This is a genomic window from Actinomadura oligospora ATCC 43269, from assembly GCF_000518265.1.
In the GTDB taxonomy this organism is placed as follows: Bacteria; Actinomycetota; Actinomycetes; order Streptosporangiales; family Streptosporangiaceae; genus Spirillospora; species Spirillospora oligospora.
Map to the genome: position 1 here is coordinate 314,519 of NZ_JADG01000004.1, position 15,828 is coordinate 330,346.

The 15,828-nt window shown below is 72.0% G+C and carries 19 protein-coding genes and 1 riboswitch; of the genes, 4 read left to right on the forward strand and 15 right to left on the reverse strand.

All coding sequences use genetic code 11. The annotated features are described in order from the left end of the window. Window positions 1-46 precede the first annotated feature (46 nt). Window positions 47-919, forward strand: a complete 873-nt coding sequence (locus P696_RS43615) for a D-alanyl-D-alanine carboxypeptidase family protein (protein ID WP_245627526.1) — start codon at window positions 47-49, stop codon at window positions 917-919. Window positions 920-1,115: 196 nt separating this feature from the next. Here the strand turns inward: P696_RS43615 and P696_RS0105990 are convergent, their stop codons facing one another. Beyond that, window positions 1,116-1,409 carry a hypothetical protein gene (locus P696_RS0105990; RefSeq protein ID WP_026411607.1) on the reverse strand — a complete coding sequence of 98 codons (294 nt, stop codon included), beginning with the start codon at window positions 1,407-1,409 and terminating at the stop codon, window positions 1,116-1,118. A gap of 202 nt (window positions 1,410-1,611) precedes the next feature. After that, the gene (locus tag P696_RS0105995; RefSeq protein WP_026411608.1) at window positions 1,612-2,046 is read right to left on the reverse strand and encodes a nuclear transport factor 2 family protein; all 435 of its coding nucleotides are present in this window, start codon (window positions 2,044-2,046) and stop codon (window positions 1,612-1,614) included. Between the two features lie 83 nt (window positions 2,047-2,129). On the opposite strand from P696_RS0105995, the gene P696_RS0106000 reads away from it, so the two are divergent. Further along, the gene (locus tag P696_RS0106000; RefSeq protein ID WP_026411609.1) at window positions 2,130-2,510 is read left to right on the forward strand and encodes a winged helix-turn-helix transcriptional regulator; all 381 of its coding nucleotides are present in this window, start codon (window positions 2,130-2,132) and stop codon (window positions 2,508-2,510) included. Window positions 2,511-2,549: 39 nt separating this feature from the next. On the opposite strand, the gene P696_RS0106005 is transcribed toward P696_RS0106000, so the two are convergent. Then, window positions 2,550-3,059: a hypothetical protein gene (locus P696_RS0106005; protein WP_026411610.1), complete on the reverse strand. Its 510-nt coding sequence runs from the start codon at window positions 3,057-3,059 to the stop codon at window positions 2,550-2,552. Between the two features lie 93 nt (window positions 3,060-3,152). Here P696_RS0106005 and P696_RS0106010 point away from each other — a divergent pair, with 93 nt between their 5' ends. Next, complete coding sequence (locus tag P696_RS0106010) at window positions 3,153-3,863, forward strand: Clp protease N-terminal domain-containing protein (RefSeq protein ID WP_026411611.1); 711 nt, start codon at window positions 3,153-3,155, stop codon at window positions 3,861-3,863. A 62-nt stretch (window positions 3,864-3,925) separates the two neighbouring features. Here P696_RS0106010 and P696_RS0106015 read toward each other — a convergent pair whose 3' ends face one another. The 7 genes from P696_RS0106015 to P696_RS0106045 form a co-directional block, all read right to left on the reverse strand. Further along, window positions 3,926-4,369 carry a PH domain-containing protein gene (locus tag P696_RS0106015; protein WP_026411612.1) on the reverse strand — a complete coding sequence of 148 codons (444 nt, stop codon included), beginning with the start codon at window positions 4,367-4,369 and terminating at the stop codon, window positions 3,926-3,928. Next, window positions 4,362-5,237, reverse strand: coding sequence for an ATP phosphoribosyltransferase (gene hisG / locus P696_RS0106020; protein WP_026411613.1), 876 nt, complete (start codon window positions 5,235-5,237; stop codon window positions 4,362-4,364). Before hisG ends, P696_RS0106015 begins: the two co-directional genes overlap by 8 nt. 238 nt (window positions 5,238-5,475) lie before the next feature. Further along, complete coding sequence (gene ribH / locus P696_RS0106025) at window positions 5,476-5,967, reverse strand: 6,7-dimethyl-8-ribityllumazine synthase (RefSeq protein WP_026411614.1); 492 nt, start codon at window positions 5,965-5,967, stop codon at window positions 5,476-5,478. Next, a complete protein-coding gene (locus tag P696_RS0106030) occupies window positions 5,964-7,268 on the reverse strand; it encodes a bifunctional 3,4-dihydroxy-2-butanone-4-phosphate synthase/GTP cyclohydrolase II (protein ID WP_425394129.1) in 1,305 nt (434 codons plus the stop codon). The genes ribH and P696_RS0106030 overlap by 4 nt, the downstream gene beginning before the upstream one ends. Further along, a complete protein-coding gene (locus P696_RS0106035) occupies window positions 7,268-7,918 on the reverse strand; it encodes a nicotinamide mononucleotide transporter family protein (RefSeq protein WP_026411616.1) in 651 nt (216 codons plus the stop codon). Before P696_RS0106035 ends, P696_RS0106030 begins: the two co-directional genes overlap by 1 nt. Further along, window positions 7,915-8,535, reverse strand: coding sequence for a riboflavin synthase (locus P696_RS0106040; protein WP_026411617.1), 621 nt, complete (start codon window positions 8,533-8,535; stop codon window positions 7,915-7,917). Before P696_RS0106040 ends, P696_RS0106035 begins: the two co-directional genes overlap by 4 nt. 97 nt (window positions 8,536-8,632) lie before the next feature. Beyond that, window positions 8,633-8,763: riboswitch (FMN riboswitch) on the reverse strand. A 119-nt stretch (window positions 8,764-8,882) separates the two neighbouring features. Then, window positions 8,883-9,611, reverse strand: a complete 729-nt coding sequence (locus tag P696_RS0106045; RefSeq protein WP_026411618.1) for an alpha/beta fold hydrolase — start codon at window positions 9,609-9,611, stop codon at window positions 8,883-8,885. Window positions 9,612-9,690: 79 nt separating this feature from the next. Here P696_RS0106045 and P696_RS43620 point away from each other — a divergent pair, with 79 nt between their 5' ends. Continuing rightward, on the forward strand, window positions 9,691-10,695 hold the full coding sequence (locus tag P696_RS43620) for a helix-turn-helix transcriptional regulator (protein WP_051466947.1): 1,005 nt from the start codon (window positions 9,691-9,693) through the stop codon (window positions 10,693-10,695). Here the strand turns inward: P696_RS43620 and P696_RS0106055 are convergent. From P696_RS0106055 to fmt, 5 genes are read right to left on the reverse strand one after another with little or no spacing between them, the layout of a single operon-like run. Continuing rightward, a complete protein-coding gene (locus P696_RS0106055) occupies window positions 10,692-12,011 on the reverse strand; it encodes a M20 metallopeptidase family protein (protein WP_034483340.1) in 1,320 nt (439 codons plus the stop codon). The genes P696_RS43620 and P696_RS0106055 overlap by 4 nt on opposite strands. A gap of 41 nt (window positions 12,012-12,052) precedes the next feature. Continuing rightward, entirely contained in the window at window positions 12,053-12,724 is a 672-nt protein-coding gene (locus P696_RS43625; protein WP_051466948.1) for an HAD-IA family hydrolase, read from the reverse strand. Next, complete coding sequence (gene rpe, locus P696_RS0106065) at window positions 12,724-13,410, reverse strand: ribulose-phosphate 3-epimerase (protein WP_026411620.1); 687 nt, start codon at window positions 13,408-13,410, stop codon at window positions 12,724-12,726. Before rpe ends, P696_RS43625 begins: the two co-directional genes overlap by 1 nt. A 59-nt stretch (window positions 13,411-13,469) precedes the next feature. Beyond that, entirely contained in the window at window positions 13,470-14,888 is a 1,419-nt protein-coding gene (locus P696_RS0106070; RefSeq protein WP_026411621.1) for an RsmB/NOP family class I SAM-dependent RNA methyltransferase, read from the reverse strand. Next, window positions 14,888-15,826 (reverse strand): methionyl-tRNA formyltransferase, encoded by a 939-nt coding sequence (gene fmt / locus P696_RS0106075; protein WP_026411622.1) that lies wholly within the window; start codon window positions 15,824-15,826, stop codon window positions 14,888-14,890. Before fmt ends, P696_RS0106070 begins: the two co-directional genes overlap by 1 nt. Between the last annotated feature and the right edge of the window lie 2 nt (window positions 15,827-15,828).

The following is a 15,828-nucleotide window of genomic DNA, read 5'->3' on the forward strand; positions in this document are numbered from 1 at the left end:
TCGGACGAGCGAAACGGGGCCGCTGATGCGACGCGCAGGACTCCTGATGGGCACGACCCTCACGATCCCCCTCATAACGGCCGCGCCGTCGGCCGCGGAGCCTCCCCGCCCCGCCCTCCGGACCTCGGGACTGTCCGGCCTGCACGCGAAGGCCGCCTACCTGTCCGTCGGAAGGACCACCTGGGGCCGCGGCGCGGACGCCGCCCGTCCGATCGCCAGCATCACCAAGCTGATGACCGCCCTGGTCGTCGTCCGCGCGGGCCACCTCGACCGGACGATCGCCATCAGGCGCAAGTACCGCGCCTACGGCCTCCACAACGACGCGAGCATGGCCGGTCTCCACGTCGGCGACCGGCTCACCGCGCGCCAGCTCCTGTACGCGATGCTCCTGCCGTCCGGCTCGGACGCCGCCTACGCCCTGGTCGAGTCCCACAGCGGCACCTGGCAGAGGTTCGTCGCCACGATGAACGCCACCGCCAGGAGCCTCGGTATGGACGACACCCGCTTCGACAACTTCGACGGCCTCCCCTGGCCGTCCCGGACGGCCGACTCCAGCACCCCGCGCGACCTGGTCGTCCTCGCCCGCCGGGCCCTCGCCGACCCGACCGTCCGCCGCGTCGTCGCGACCCGCACCTACCATCTCCCCAAGACGGGGAACCACGCCGCCTACACCTGGACGAACACCAACCGGCTGCTGGGCGCCTACCGTGGCGCGCGCGGCATCAAGACCGGCTACACCGACACCGCCGGATACTGCCTCCTCTTCAGCGCCAGACGCGGCAGGCGAACCGCCTACGGCGTCGTCCTCGGCGAACCGACCTCCGCGACCCGCTTCACCGACGCCACCCGCATGCTCGACTGGGCCTTCGGCCGCCGCACGGCCGCAATCCCCCTCCTCCCCTCCCGAGACCAGGACTGACATGGACCAGCTCACCCGCACTCGCCCAAGCACGCCGACCACGCAGCTGAGCCGAAGCGCGATACGGTCACCGCAAGCCACTGCTGACCTGGGTCTCCGGGGGTGTCGAGGCGCAGTGGTTGTCACCAAATCAGCGAGCGACCTATCACCAGCGCGGCAGGCCGATCGAAAGCGGTCGCCGCCGGTTCCAGGTGTGTCAGTCCCCGACGAACCACAGATACCGGTGCGGTGCCTCTTGGGCGAAGCTGCACAGCTCGCGGAGCGCTTCGGCGAAGGCGTCAGTGACCAGCCCCGCTGGGAGTCGGGGCAGTTCGTCCAGCAGCGTTTCGATCTGGCGATGATTGAAGATCGTGTCGCCGTAGGGGATCAGGTGGCCGAACATCGGAAACTGAGCTCGGTCGAGGTCGGCCAACACGTCGCACCACGGAAGGCCGTGTTCGCTGCTGGCGAGGACGTCGGGCCTGTCGCCCCGGACCTGAAGGTTGATCATCGAGCAACAGTAGAGCTGCAGCGACAGGAAGCCTGCCTCGGTGGCAACCACCCTGCTTCGGCTCAGCCGCTAGCCCCGTTTTCCGCACATGTGGATCTTCAGGAGGGTGCGCGGTGCGCCGGGTTGGCTTCTGGCGTGGGGCGGCAGCCTTCCCAGGCTTCCGTTGCGCGGCCGCGACCGGCCGCTCGATTCTGGCCTGCCGTCAGGATGTGATCACGGCGGGGTTTCCCTCACTCCAGACGTTGGTGATCCTGCGGTGTGTGAACCGCCAGCCGTCCGGGGTGCGGCGCAGCCGGTCGTCGTAGCGACCCCCGCCAAGGAACTTCTCGCCATCGGGCAGGCCATGGCGGACATGCTGGGCTTGGTAGTAGCACGTGTGCTCGGCCTCGTCACCGTGCACTGCGGCGACATGGTTGCCGTTCAGGTGATGGGTGGCGTCGAATCGCTCCAGGCTGGTGCTGATCCTGGCAACGATCGCGTCAGGCCCGCAGAGTCGTTCTCCCGAACCGCCGTACTCCCAGCAGGCGTCGTCGGTGAACAGCGCGCCCAGCGTCTCCCAGTCCCTGGTGTCCAGGGCCGTCGCGTACGCGATGACGGCGTCCACGATCGCGGCGCGGTCCGTGAGTTCCTGAAGCATCGAGCGGCCTTCCGGGTTGGTGCACGATTTGATACGGAGTACATGATTGGTGACTATCGGGTCCGGCGGAAGAAGGCACTTTCATGTCCCAGAGTCACATCGATGTGTCAGCCCTGGCCAGCGAGGCGTGCCCGGTCTCGGAGGTCCTCGATCACGTCTCCGGGAAGTGGAGTATCGGCATCCTGGTAGCCGCTGCGCAGGGTCCGGTTCGGTTCACGGAGCTGGAACGTTCGATCAGAGGGATCAGCAGGCGGATGCTCACGCTCAAGCTGCGCAAGCTGGAGCGGGACGGCTTGCTCGTACGCACCGTCCATCCGGTCGTTCCGCCCAAGGTCGAGTACACGCTGACGGAAATGGCCCAAGAGCTCCACACGTCGCTGCTGGAGCTCACCGACTGGGCCAAGCGACACGGCAGCACGGTCGCCGCCGCCCAGGCCGCCTACGACCGCGAACACAACGGCTGATGGCAGCCGCCACCCAGAAACGCCGCACATGGGTGATCGTCAGCGGAGTTGGCGGGGGTCGATGTCCAGTAGGTCCAGGAGCCGGAGTTGGACGGGTGTGGATCGAGGGATGATCGGCGGGTCCTGCCCTCGACCGGGGATGATCTTCATGGTGGCGAGTGCCTGGAGGATGAGCCTGCCGGTCGGGACCGCCGGCCGTCCGGCGTACAGGCATTCGAGTCTGGTGGTGCCTTGTTCGGCGAGGCTGCGTCTGACCTGGCGTTCGATCAGGCAGAAGATCAGCAACGCGAGGCAGATCACGGTGACCAGGGCGGCGATCCGCCGGTTGTTCTTCAAGAACAGGGCAGCGACGGCGAGGGGGCCAACTCGGTGACGGGCACCTAGGTCTTGGACGCCGGTGCCACGAAGGTCACGCCGTCGGCGTCCATGCAGGCCATGGTTGGCATAGGAGATCAGCTTGGAATCCCCGACGATCAGCATCCTGCGCGTGGTGGCGAGTTCCTGCAGCGCCTTCATCACGGGGATGACCTGGCCGACCTCCCCAGCCAAGGCCCCTCGCTGATCTTGGTGACAACTATCACCGGCGGCCAAATCGTCAACCGCGGGTTGACGATTGAGGGGGCGTCAACCTAAGGTTGACGTATGAGCGAACTTCCAGTGCGGCTCGGTGATCTCATCGAGTACGTGAACGAGCAGAGCCCCCAGGGCGGACCGCTGGAGCGGCTGTCGGAGGCGGTCGAGGTGTCGGAGCGGGTCGGGGAGGCGGCCGATCACCTGGTCGGCCACTTCGTCGACCAGGCGCGCAGGTCCGGGGCGTCCTGGACGGAGATCGGGCGCAGCATGGGCGTCACGAAGCAGGCCGCGCAGAAGCGGTTCGTGCCGAAGCCGGGAGGCGGGACGGTGGAGGCGACGGGGCCGTTCTCGCGGTTCACCAAGCGCGCGGTCAACACCGTGTTCGCCTCGCAGGAGGCGGCGCGGAGCGCGGGGAACGACCAGATCCGGCTCGCGCACCTGGTGCTCGGGCTGCTGACCGAGCCCGAGGGCCTCGCCGTCAAGGCGATCCAGGAGCAGGGGATCACGGTCGAGGAGGTCCGGGAGGTCGCCGTCCAGGCGCTGCCGGGGCGGGTGGAGACCGAGATCCCCGAGAACATCCCCTACGCGCCCGACGCGGCGAAGGTGCTGGAGCGGAGCGTCCGGGAGGCGCTGCGGCTCGGGCACGACTACATCGGCACCGAGCACCTGCTGCTGGCCTACTTCGACGACGGCAGCCCGCTGCTGGACGCCAACCTCGACAAGGACGAGGCCGAGGAGTGGATCAAGTCCGTCCTGGCCCAGTTCCAGAAGGAGGACTAGCCAGGGCGATTCTCAAGGTCGGCGCCCGTGGCGAGCGGCGTCCAGGTGACTTGAGACACGCCCTAGCGGTCGCGGGCCTCGCCGCGGGCGTGGACGAGCGCCTGGAGCTCGCCGAGCTGGCGGGCGGCGAGGTGCTTCTCGGCGCCGTTGATGCCCATGGCGCCGAGGGACGTGCCGTCCGCCAGGTCGAGGGTGGGCCACGGCTCGCCGACGCTCATGTTCACGTCCACGATCTCGGCCCATTCGAGGCGGCGGGTGCGGAAGGCGTTGACCACCGTCACCCCCGTCTCGTCGGCGGCGACCCGGCAGCGCGCCAGCATGTGCAGCACCCACGCCATGAGCAGGCCGAACAGGACCATCATGGTCCGGTCGAACGCCTTGAACTGGGGCGCGACGATGACGGCGAGCACGACCATGCCGAGCACGCTCACGCCCGCCGTCACGTACGCGATGAGCCGGGTGGTGCGGGGGCGCCACACCACCGGCAGCGTCGAGGTGTCAGTCAACGATCTTGCTGATCGGGATCTCGAGGATGTCGTGGGCGCCCGCCGCCTTCAGCGCGGGGATCAGGGTGTTCACCCCGCGCTTGGGGACGACGGACTCGACCGCGCTGGCCTCGCCGCCGGCGAGGGCGGTGACGGTCGGGGACGACATCGCGGGCATGATGTCGAGGACGCCGGGCAGGTCGGACTGCGCGACGTTCAGCTTGAGCAGGACGTTTCCGCGCGCGCGGATGGCGCCCTGGAGCAGGAGCGCGACGTCCTCCATGGCGGCGCGCTTCTGCTCGTCCTCGTACGCCTCGCGGTTGGCGACCAGCTCGGTGTAGCTGGTCAGCAGGGTGTCGAGGATGCGCAGGCCGTTCTTGCGCAGGGACGACCCGGTCTCGGTGAGGTCGACGATGGCGTCCACGATGTCGGGGACCTTCGCCTCGGTCGCGCCGTAGGACGGCACGACCCTGGCCTTCACGCCGTGCCGGTCGAGGAACCGGCGGGTCATCTCCGGGAACTCGGTGGAGATCCGGACGCCCTCGGGCAGGTCGGACACCGACTGCCAGGGGGCGTCGTTCGGCACCGCCATGATCACGCGGACCGGGTTCGAGGTGGCCTTGGAGTACTTCAGCTCACCGAGGCTGACCACGTCCGAGTCGGTCTCGGTGATCCAGTCGCGGCCGGTGATGCCGAGGTCGAAGAGCCCCTGCTCGAGGTAGGTCGGGATCTCCTGCGGGCGCAGCACGCGCACCCGGTCGATCCGGGGATCGTCGATGGACGCGCGGTAGTCGCGGTCGGAGGAGCGCCGGACGGTCAGGTCGGCGGCGTCGAACAGCTCCAGGGTCGCCTTCTCCAGCGACCCCTTGGGGAGAACGAGGGACAGCACAGCTTTTCCCTTTCGGGGAGAGGTGATGGTCGGACAGGTCCGGGGACGAGCTCAGAAGCCCAGATGCTCCGAGTGATGCCCGGCGTGACCGTGATGCCGCGTACCTCGCAGGGTCAGAACCGTGCCGGATGCGGTCACCGTCGCCTCCCGTCCCTTTCGATGCCATCACTAGCTGTAACAAAAGCCGACCTTACCATGCCGTGACCGGCACACTCCGTCCGGTCACGGCACTCCGCGCTCACTCGGGGTGAGCGCCGTGATACCTCAGGTTACGAAGCGTGATCGCGGTGTCCAGCGCCGCGACGACCGACTCCCAGCCCTTGTCCTCGGAGCTGTCCGCAAACCCGCTCCGCGCCAGGGCCTGGTCGATGTCGTCGCACGTCAGGACGCCGTTGCCGACCGGAGTCGACTCGTCCAGGGCGACCCGGGTCACACCGGCGGTGACCGAGTCGCAGACGTAGTCGAAGTGAGCGGTCTCACCACGGATGACCGCGCCGAGCACCGCCACCGCGTCCAGGTCGCGGGCCAGCTGCTGCGCGACGACCGGGATCTCCAGCGCCCCCGCGACCCGGACGACCACCGGGTCGGGGACGCCGCACTGCTTGGCCGCCTCGGTCGCGCGGGCCAGGAGCTGGTCGGTGATCTGGGCGTTCCAGCGGGTGCAGACGATGCCGAGCGTCATCCCGGACGCGTCGACGGTGGTGTCCTCGGGACGTCCGTGGCCGCTCATGCGAGGTCTCCGATCCGGTGGCCGAGGCGGTCGCGCTTGGCGGCCAGGTAGCGGCGGTTGTGCTCGGTGACGGCGACGGGCAGGGCCTCGCGGCCGAGGACGCCGATCCCGAATCCGGCCAGGCCCTGGAGCTTGGCCGGGTTGTTGGTGAGGACGCGGACCGACCTCACGCCCAGGTCGCGCAGCATGTGGGCGGCGTTGGAGTACTCGCGGGCGTCCACGGGGAGGCCGAGCTCCATGTTGGCGTCCACGGTGTCGGAGCCGTCGTCCTGGAGGGCGTAGGCGCGCAGCTTGGCGAGCAGGCCGATGCCCCGGCCCTCGTGCCCGCGCAGGTAGAGGACGACGCCGCGGCCCTCCTGCGAGATCCGTTCCATGGCGGCGTCCAGCTGGGCGCCGCAGTCGCAGCGCTCGGAGTGCAGGACGTCGCCCGTGAGGCACTCGGAGTGGGCGCGGACGAGGATGTCCTCGCCGTCGCCGATCTCGCCGAGGACGAGGGCGACGTGCTCGCCGCCGTCCACGGAGCTGGCGTAGCCGACGGCGCGCCACATGCCGAACCGGTTCGGCAGGCGGGTCTCGGCCTCGCGGGTGACCATGGGCTCGGTGCGCCGCCGGTACTCGACGAGCTGCTCGATGGAGATCAGCTTGAGGCCGTGCTCCTTGGCGAACACCTGCAACTCGGGCAGCCGGGCCATGGTGCCGTCGTCGTTGACGACCTCGGCGAGGACGCCGACGGGCGGCAGCCCGGCCAGCTGGGCGAGGTCGACGGCGGCCTCGGTGTGGCCGCGGCGGCGCAGCACCCCGCCCTCGTGGTAGCGCAGCGGGAAGATGTGCCCTGGACGCACCAGCGCGCCCGGCTCGCTGCCCGGGTCGCACAGGACGTGCAGGGTGCGCGCGCGGTCGGCCGCGGAGATGCCGGTGCTCACGCCGTCCCGGGCGTCCACGGTGACGGTGAACGCGGTACGCATCCGGTCGCGGTTCTGGGTGGTCATCAGCGGGATCTGGAGGCGGTCCAGGTCCGCGCCGAGCATCGGCGCGCAGATCACGCCGCTGGTGTGCCGGATGGTGAAGGCGAGCAGCTCGGGCGTGGCCTTCGCGGCGGCGAAGATGATGTCGCCCTCGTTCTCGCGGTCCTCGTCGTCCACGACCAGGACGGGCCGCCCGTCCGCGATCGCGGCGACGGCCTCCTCGACCGGGTCGAAGACGCCGGACACCTCGTCGCGCTCCAGGTCGGTGCCACTGGTGATCTCGGTGCCGGTGGTCATGTCGTCCCTCATCCCGTCCCTCGTCTCGTCGCCGGTCATCACGCGGTCACCGTCCCGTCGGCGCGCGCCTGGACGGGTGGCGTCCGGCGGGCCTCCTTGAGCCAGTTGCGGAATCCGGCCATGACCATGACGAAGAAGATCCCGTACACGGCCCCGGACACCCAGAGGCCGGACTTCAGCGCCAGCGGGACGCCGACCAGGTCCACCAGCACCCAGATGATCCAGAAGTCCACGAGCGCGCGGCTCTGCGCGAACGTCGCGGCGGCGCTCCCGACGAAGATGTAGGCGTTGGCCCACGGCGACCAGGCGACCTTCAGCCAGGTCAGGTGGATGAAGATCTGCGCGACCAGGACGGTGCCGAGCGCGAGCGCGGCCAGCAGCACGACCCGCTCGCGGGCGGTGGCCTTGCGGATGACCAGGGGGCCGCCGTCGCGGCGTCCGCGCGTCCACATGAACCAGCCGTACGCGCCGAGGAAGACGAACAGGCCCTGCTTGAGGGCGTTGCCGGGGACGTGGGCGTGCAGGGAGGCCGCGAGGAGCAGCAGCGCGCCCGCGATCTGGACGGGCCAGGTCCACAGCGTCTTCTTCATGGCGAGGTAGACGACGGCGAGGGAGAGGGCGTTGCCGACCAGGTCGGTCCACAGCACGTGCTCGCCGAAGAGCGTGAAGCTCGAGTTCAGCCAGTTCACAACGCCTCCTCGCTCTCCAGCACGCCGTTCTGGACGGTCAGCATGCGCTCGACGTACTTGGCGACGACGTCGACCTCGAGGTTGACGACGTCCCCGACGCCCTTGTGGCCGAGGGTGGTCAGCGCGAGCGTGGTGGGGATGAGCGCGACGCTGAACCGGTCGGCTCCGGCCTCGACGACGGTGAGGCTGATGCCGTCCACCGTGATCGAGCCCTTGTCTGCGACGTAGCGGGCGAGGCCGGACGGGAGCGAGACGGTCACGACGTCCCAGCGCTCGCCGGGCTCGCGGGAGAGGATCGTGCCGGTGCCGTCCACGTGGCCCTGCACGATGTGGCCGCCGAGCCGGTCCGACACGCGGACGGGGCGTTCGAGGTTCACCCGCGCGCCGGGGGCGAGTCCGCCGAGCCCGGAGCGGTCGAGGGTCTCCTTGATGACGTCGGCGGTGAAGGTCCCGTCCGTGACGTCCACGACGGTGAGGCAGACGCCGTTGACGGAGATGGACGCGCCGTGGACGGCGTCCGAGGTGACGAGCGGGCCGTGGATGGTCAGGCGGGCCGAGTCCCCTGCGGACGCGACCTCTCTGATCTCGCCGAGTTCCTCGACGATGCCGGTGAACATGTCCCGGGCCTCCCTTTGGGGGTCAGGCTCCGGGGTTCCTGCCAGCACGACGGTCGCGTACGGCGTGCAGCCCCTTTTCACCTCGAGCAGGGGCCGTTCGCGCGCTGCCTCCCATCCGGACTTTAACCGTCGGTCCCGGAGTTCCACCGGGTCAACCGGCCGATGGCTTCGGCCGGGTCGCGGACTATCACCGCCGGTTCGGACTTTCACCGACCCCGGAGCACGCGTTGCACTGCTTGCCAACCAGTGTGCCACGCCCCCTGTTCCCGGAACCATGTGAGAACGCCCACGGACCACATCCGGCCAACCAAGCGCTTGCTTGATATACAGCTTGGATCTCGGCCGGATCAGGAGACGGCCGTGTGGAGGGTGGCCGCGAGTTCGGTGGGGGCCGACACCATCGGCCAGTGGCCCGTGGGCAGGTCGAAGCGGCGCCACGGCGGCTGGTTCAGGTAGGCCAGCATCGGGATTCCGGCGTCCAGCAGGGCCGTGAAGTCGTGGCAGGCGACCAGGACGCGGTCCACGCCCGCGGCGGGCTCGACCGGGCCGGGCAGAGGCTGGGTGTAGGTGCCGAACGGCTGGGGGGTGGCGCGGGCGCGCAGGACGTCCAGCCGCTCCTCGTCCAGGCCGTCGAGGCTGCTGGACCCGTCCAGGAGCTCCTCGAAGGGCAGGCGCCATCCGTCTCCGGACGCCGAGACCCGCTCGCGCAGGTGGTCCGCCGCCGGTGGCGGCATGAGGTCGAGCATGCGCATGCCCTCGGCGAACGGGGCGCCGTCCACGTAGACGACGCGCTCCAGCCGGTCGCCGAGCCGCGCCGCCGCCCCGGTCACCGGAGCGGCGGAGTAGCTGTGGGCGACCAGGGTGACGTCGCGCAGATCCTCACGCTCGACGAATCCGGTGATGTCCGCGATGTGCGTGTCCAGGTCCGTGTCCGGTCCACCTTGGTCGGCGCGCTCCGCCAGGCCCGTCAGGGTCAGCGGCAGCGCGGTGTGGCCCCGCTCTCGCAGAACGCGGACGGTGTCGTCCCAGGCCCATGCCCCGAGGCAGGCGCCGGGTACGAGTACGAAGGTGGCCATGTGATCTCCCTGAAGTAGGTGCCGCGGCGAGCGTAGAGTCGATACAGGACAGATCCCGCCCTGAAATGCCGAGTGATCCATGACACACCCCCTCACCCGCGTGCTGACCCTGCTGGAACTCCTCCAGTCCCATGCCGGGCTCACCGGGACGGAGCTGGCGGGCCGCCTGGACACCGACGTCCGCACGGTGCGCCGGTACATCGCCCACCTGCGTGAGCTGGGCATCCCCGTGGAGGCCGAACGCGGCCGTCACGGCGGCTACGGGCTGGCCCGCGGTTACCGGATGCCGCCGCTGGTGCTCAGCAACGACGAGGCGCTCGCCGTCGTGCTCGGGCTGCTCGCGGCGGAACGCCTCGGCATGGGCACGGCCGCACCGGCCAGCGCCGGGGCCCTGGCGAAGATCGAGCGGGTGCTCCCGGACGCCCTGCGCGAACCGCTCGCCGCGATGCGGGAGACCCTCTCGTTCACCGCCCACGCCGTGGTCGGGCAGGCGCCCGGGACCGGCGTCCTGCTGGCCCTGGCCCAGGCGTCCCGCTCCCGGACGACCGTCGGCGTCAGCCACCGTTCCTGGCGCCGGGAGCACACCGAACGCGACGTCGACCCCTACGGCGTGGTCTTCCACTCCGGACGCTGGTACGTCGTCGGGCACGACCACCTCCGCGACGGCCTGCGGACCTTCCGCATCGACCGCATCGCGTCCGTCACGCCCCGGGACTCGACCTTCGTCGCCCCCGACGGCTTCGACCCCGTCGCCCACCTGACCTCGAACCTCGCCCAGGGGCCCTACCGCTGGCCGGTCGAGGTGACGGTCCACGGCCCGCTCGACGCGGTCGCCCGGCGGCTTCCCCGCTCGGCGGTGACGCTCACCGCCCGTCCCACCGGCGTCCTCGTGCGCGGACGGGTGGAACGGCTGGACGGCATGGCGCACGTCCTCGCCTCGCTGGAGTGGCCCTTCACCATCCATCACCCCGATGAGCTGCGGCAGGCGCTCAAGAGCCTCGCCGACCGGCTCTCCGCCGCCGCCGACCGAAGGCCGGACGACCCACCGACCCTCGGCGGCGAGGACGTCCTCGGGTCTTCCTAAGCCGGACGCCCGGCCGCGGTGCGGTGGGAGAGCCAGGCGGCCATGGAGCGGACGCCGACGCCGATGGCGCGCTCGTCGGGGTCGAAGGCGCCGAAGTGCGGGTAGGCGGTGGCGATGTCCGCGCCGGGACGGCGGACGCCGAGGAAGCTGAACGTCCCGGGGAGGCGGCGGAGGAAGAGGGCGAAGTCCTCGCCGCTGAACGGGATCGCCGCGTGCATGGTCGTGACCGACCGGCGGCCGAGCCGGGCCCTCAGGAAGTCGCGGACCTCCCGTCCCGGACGGGGCGGGCACACCATCGCCGGGAACGCGTCGGTGGGGAAGTCCACGCGGGCGTCCGGATAGCGGGCCGCCAGGCCGCGCAGCTGGTCGCGGATCTCCGGGACGCGCTCCTGCGGCCAGCAGCGGTACATCGCGCGCACCTCGACGTCCCCGTTAGGAGCGGGACGCGCGCCTGCCCGCATCCAAACGAAACGGGCGAGTGGGCCGTTCGGCGTCTGCAGCTCACGGACCATGCGTTCGAGATCGGCGGACGTCTCCGGATACGCGACCGTCGAGAGCGCGCTGATGTCGGCGACGAGCCGGGCCGCCCGGTCGGACGCGCCGGGTCCGGTCAGCGTGATGCCGCCGCGATCCAGACCCGGCAGGCCGGTGCCCGGTGTGACCGCGAACGTGCCCACCGGGAAGGGGCCGCAGTGCAGGGCGTGGATCTCGGCGGGTCGCGTCCTCTCCAGGACCCCGGCGGCGATCATCGCCCGCGCGCCGGAGAGGGCCTCCTCCCCCGGCTGGAAGAGGAACACGACCTCGCCGCGCAGCCGGTCCCGCAGGCGGGCCAGGACCTCGGCGACGCCGACGCCGATCGTGGTGTGCAGGTCGTGGCCGCACAGGTGCGCGGCGTCCGGGCCGCCGCCGATCTGCGAGTCGGGAGGGACGGCGTCCATGTCGGCGCGGTAGGCGACCGTCCGGCCGCGGCCCCCGCCCTTCAGGACGCCGACGACGCCCGTGCCGCCGACGCCCGTGGTCACCTCGAGCCCGGCGGCGCGCAGCCGGTCGGCGACGAGCGCGGCCGTGTGGGTCTCGGCGCCCGCAAGTTCGGGGTGCCGGTGGATGTCGCGGCGCAGCGCGATCAGGTCGCCGTCCAGCCGTCCGGCCACCGCGTCGATCCGCTCGCCGAGGCCGAGACCGAGGCCGTGGCCGGACGGTTCGGCCGCTCCGGCCGGGAGACCGGTGGCGAGGACGCCTCCGGCTCCGAGCGCGACGGCGCCGCCGAGCATGCTTCGACGGGTCAGGGAAGTGTGTCCGAAGTGGTGATCGCTCATGTCCTGGACGCTACGGATCCGCGGACGGCCTTTCGAGGTGGCTAGGCGCCGGTCGCAGGTGTACCCAGGTCCACCGTTCCGGTCAGCCGCAGGCCGCCGGACGTCGCGGTGACATGGGTCAGGTCGGGCACGATCCAGTCGGCCTCGGCCAGCTCGGACGCGTCGTGGCTGGTCATGACGGCCACGACGGTCGCACCGGCGGCGCGTCCGGCGCGGATCCCGGCGGGCGCGTCCTCCACGACCACGCACGCGGACGGCTCGACGCCCAGCTCCCGCGCGGCCAGCAGATATCCCTGCGGGTCGGGCTTGCCCTCGGTCACCCGCTCGGCGGACACGACGACCGGCGGCAGCGGGACGCCCGCGACGCCCGTCCTGACCTTGAGCTGGCCGACGTCCATCGAGGTGACCAGCGCCCAGGGCAGGGCGCCCAGGGAGGTCAGCAGGCGGACGGCGTCCGGCAGCGCGGTGATGCCGTCGGTGCGGGACGCCTCCAGCTCGTCCAGCCGCCTGGTCGCCTCGGGGACCCGGTCGGCGGGCAGGAAGTCGGCGATCCGGTCGGACGTGCGGCGGCCGTGCGCTCCGGCCAGGTACTCCGCGGCGTCCAGGCCGTACTCGGCCGCCCACTCCCGCGCGGCCGCCTCGACCAGCGGGGTGGAGTCGACGAGCGTGCCGTCCACGTCGAACAGGACGGCCGAGCACGGCAGGAAGGTCATCAGTGCACGGACCAGGGGGCGGCGGCGGTGGCCTTCTCGGCCTGGGCGCGGAGCCTGCGGACCGCCTCGGCGGGGTCGTCCGCGCCGTAGACGGCGCTGCCCGCGACGAACACGTCCGCGCCCGCCTCGGCGCAGCGCTCGATCGTCCCGGCGCTGACGCCGCCGTCCACCTGGAGCCAGACGTCCAGGTCACGGCCCTTGATCAGCTCGCGGGCGCGGCGCACCTTCGGCAGCACCACATCGAGGAACCTCTGGCCGCCGAACCCCGGCTCGACGGTCATCAGCAGCAGCATGTCGATCTCGCCGAGGATGTCCTCGAACCCGTCGACCGGGGTCGCCGGGTTCACCCCGAGCCCGGCGCGCGCGCCCGCGGCGCGGATCGTCCGCAGGGTGCGGATCGGCGCGGACGCCGCCTCCGCGTGGATCGTGACGCTCTTCGCCCCGGCCTCGGCGTACTGGGGCGCCCAGCGGTCCGGGTCCTCGATCATCAGGTGGCAGTCGAGCGGGAGGCGGCTGGTCTTGAGCAGCGCCTCCACGATCGGCAGCCCGAGGGTCAGGTTGGGGACGAAGTGGTTGTCCATCACGTCGACGTGCACCCAGTCGGCGGCGTCGGCGATCCGCTCGACCTCGCCGCCCAGGGAGGCGAAGTCGGCGGACAGGATGCTGGGAGAGATCTGCGGAGCCATGATGCCCCCAGCTTAGAAGTCCCCGCCCACCACCTCGGCGGCAGGGCGGGGCCTTCCGGTCAGCGCTTGCGCAGCAGGGCCAGGAACATCGCGTCGGTGCCGTGCCGGTGCGGCCAGAACTGCGCGTACGGGGTGTCCCCGACGCGGACGCGCTCCAGCGACGGCGCGATGCCGGTGAGGACGTCCGGGGCGTCGACCCGCTCGACGTCGTCGCGGCGGCGCAGCACGTCGTCCACGACGACCCGGGTCTCGGCGAGGTGCGGCGAGCACGTGACGTACGCGACGACCCCGCCCGGACGCAGCGCCTCCAGCGCCGACCCCAGCAGCTTCCGCTGGAGCGGGCCGAGCTCGGCGACCGCCTCCGGGCCGCGCCGCCAGCGCGCCTCGGGACGGCGGCGGAGCGCGCCGAGGCCGGTGCACGGCGCGTCCAGCATGATCCGGTCGAACGAGCCCGGACGCCACGCGGGCACGGTGCCGTCGGCGACGACGACCCCGGCGCGGTCGTCCACGGCGCGGGTGACCAGCGCGGCGCGGTGCCGGGTGACGTCGGCGGCGAGCAGGCGGGCGTCCCGCTGCGTCGCGACCGCCGACAGCAGGCCCGCCTTGCCGCCCGGACCGGCGCAGACGTCCGCCCAGCGGGCGTCGCGGCCGTCGAGCCCGACGGCCGCCAGGGCGAGCGCGACGAGCTGGCTGGCCTCGTCCTGGACGGCGGCGCGGCCGTCGCGGACGGCGGCGAACACGGCCGGGTCGCCGTCGGGCAGGACGGCCCCGACCGGCGAGTACGGCGCCGGGTCGGTGCCGTCCAGCTCGGCGAGCGTGGCGCGGCCGGGACGGGCGACCAGGGTGACGCGCGGACGGTCGTTGTCGGCGGCGAGCAGCGCGTCGATCTCGTCCCGCTCCGGGCCGAGCGCGTCGCGCAGCGCGGACACGATCCACTTCGGGTGGCTGCGGCGGACCGACAGCCGGGTCGTGGCGTCCATGTCGTCCGGGGCGATGATGTCGAGCCAGGCGGCCAGGTCGCGTCCGGCGACCTTGCGCAGCACCGCGTTGGCGAACTTGGACTGGCCGGGCCCGGTGACGTCGCGGGCCAGGTCGACGGCCGTGCCGACGGCGGCGTGCGGCGGGATCCGGGTCGCGAGGATCTGGTGCGCGCCGAGGCGCAGGACGTCCAGCAGCGGCGCGTCGATGCGGCGCAGCTCGCGGTCGCTGCAGAGCGCGAGGATCGCGTCGTAGGTGCCGCGGCCCCGCAGCGTGCCGTAGGTCAGCTCGGTCGCCAGGGCGGCGTCGCGGCCGGACAGGCCGCGCTCGCGGAGCCGGGCCGGGAGCAGCAGGTTGGCGTAGGCGTCGCGGGAGTCCACGGCGCGGATCACGTCGAACGCGGTGCGGCGGACGAGGTCCTGCGGGCGGCCGGTGCGGCGCGGCCCGTCCGGGCGGCGGTTGGCGTTGCTCCGTCCGCGGTGGTGGCGGGTGGGCGGCATCAGGCGAGCGTGTCCTTGTCGGTGAGAGAGACCCCGCGCGCCCAGTCGGCGGCGGGCATGCGGCGCTTGCCCTGCGGCTGGACGTCGCCGAGCGCGACGGGGTGGGTGGCCGTGCCGACCAGCACCTCGTTCTTGCCCGCGCGCATGGCGCCGGGCGCCAGCGGCTCGGCGTCCCGCGCGGCGTCCGGGACGGGACGGACCGGGAACAGCTTCAGCCGGGCGTCGCGGAACGTCGTCCACGCGCCGGGCGCGGGCGTGCAGGCCCGGACGAGCCGGTCGATGTGCAGGGCCGGGGACGTCCAGTCGACGCGGGCGTCCTCCGGGGTGAGCTTGGCGGCGTGCGAGACGCCGTCGTCCGGCTGCGGACGGGGCTCCAGCACCCCGGCCTCGATGCCGCTCATGGTGTCGACGAGCAGCGAGGCGCCCGCGACGGCGAGCCGTCCGAGCAGGTCGCCGGAGGTGTCGGTCGGCAGGATCGGCTCGGTCAGCACCCCGTAGACCGGGCCGGTGTCCAGGCCCTCCTCGATCTGGAAGGTGGCCGCGCCGGTCACGTCGTCCCCGTGCAGGATCGCGCGCTGCACCGGGGCCGCGCCGCGCCAGGCGGGCAGCACCGAGAAGTGCAGGTTCACCCAGCCGTGCCGGGGGATCTCCAGGGCGGCGGGCCGCAGGATCGCGCCGTAGGCGACGACCGGGCAGCAGTCCGGCGCGATCTCGCGCAGCCGGTCCAGGAACGCGGGGTCGGACGCCTTGGCGGGCCTCAGCACCTCGATCCCGGCCTCCTCGGCGACCTGCGCGACCGGGCTCGGGACGAGCTTGCGGCCACGCCCGGCGGGCGCGTCGGGACGGGTGACGACCGCGGCGACCTCGTGCGAGGACTCCAGCAGCGCCCGCAGGGACGGGACGGAGGTCTCGGGCGTTCCGGCGAAGACGAGGCGCATGC

What these genes read in the sequence shown, in the direction of transcription:
- P696_RS0105995 (WP_026411608.1), bottom strand. Translation starts at nt 2,046, where the DNA reads ATGCTTCAGGAACTCACGGACCGCGCCGCGATCGTGGACGCCGTCATC.
- P696_RS43625 (WP_051466948.1), bottom strand. Translation starts at nt 12,724, where the DNA reads ATGACCTTCCTGCCGTGCTCGGCCGTCCTGTTCGACGTGGACGGCACG.
- P696_RS0105990 (WP_026411607.1), bottom strand. Translation starts at nt 1,409, where the DNA reads ATGATCAACCTTCAGGTCCGGGGCGACAGGCCCGACGTCCTCGCCAGC.
- P696_RS0106045 (WP_026411618.1), bottom strand. Translation starts at nt 9,611, where the DNA reads ATGGCCACCTTCGTACTCGTACCCGGCGCCTGCCTCGGGGCATGGGCC.
- P696_RS0106070 (WP_026411621.1), bottom strand. Translation starts at nt 14,888, where the DNA reads ATGCCGCCCACCCGCCACCACCGCGGACGGAGCAACGCCAACCGCCGC.
- fmt (WP_026411622.1), bottom strand. Translation starts at nt 15,826, where the DNA reads ATGCGCCTCGTCTTCGCCGGAACGCCCGAGACCTCCGTCCCGTCCCTG.
- P696_RS0106055 (WP_034483340.1), bottom strand. Translation starts at nt 12,011, where the DNA reads ATGAGCGATCACCACTTCGGACACACTTCCCTGACCCGTCGAAGCATG.
- rpe (WP_026411620.1), bottom strand. Translation starts at nt 13,410, where the DNA reads ATGGCTCCGCAGATCTCTCCCAGCATCCTGTCCGCCGACTTCGCCTCC.
- ribH (WP_026411614.1), bottom strand. Translation starts at nt 5,967, where the DNA reads ATGAGCGGCCACGGACGTCCCGAGGACACCACCGTCGACGCGTCCGGG.
- P696_RS0106010 (WP_026411611.1), top strand. Translation starts at nt 3,153, where the DNA reads ATGAGCGAACTTCCAGTGCGGCTCGGTGATCTCATCGAGTACGTGAAC.
- P696_RS43620 (WP_051466947.1), top strand. Translation starts at nt 9,691, where the DNA reads ATGACACACCCCCTCACCCGCGTGCTGACCCTGCTGGAACTCCTCCAG.
- P696_RS0106030 (WP_425394129.1), bottom strand. Translation starts at nt 7,268, where the DNA reads ATGACCGGCGACGAGACGAGGGACGGGATGAGGGACGACATGACCACC.
- P696_RS43615 (WP_245627526.1), top strand. Translation starts at nt 47, where the DNA reads ATGGGCACGACCCTCACGATCCCCCTCATAACGGCCGCGCCGTCGGCC.
- P696_RS0106040 (WP_026411617.1), bottom strand. Translation starts at nt 8,535, where the DNA reads ATGTTCACCGGCATCGTCGAGGAACTCGGCGAGATCAGAGAGGTCGCG.
- P696_RS0106000 (WP_026411609.1), top strand. Translation starts at nt 2,130, where the DNA reads ATGTCCCAGAGTCACATCGATGTGTCAGCCCTGGCCAGCGAGGCGTGC.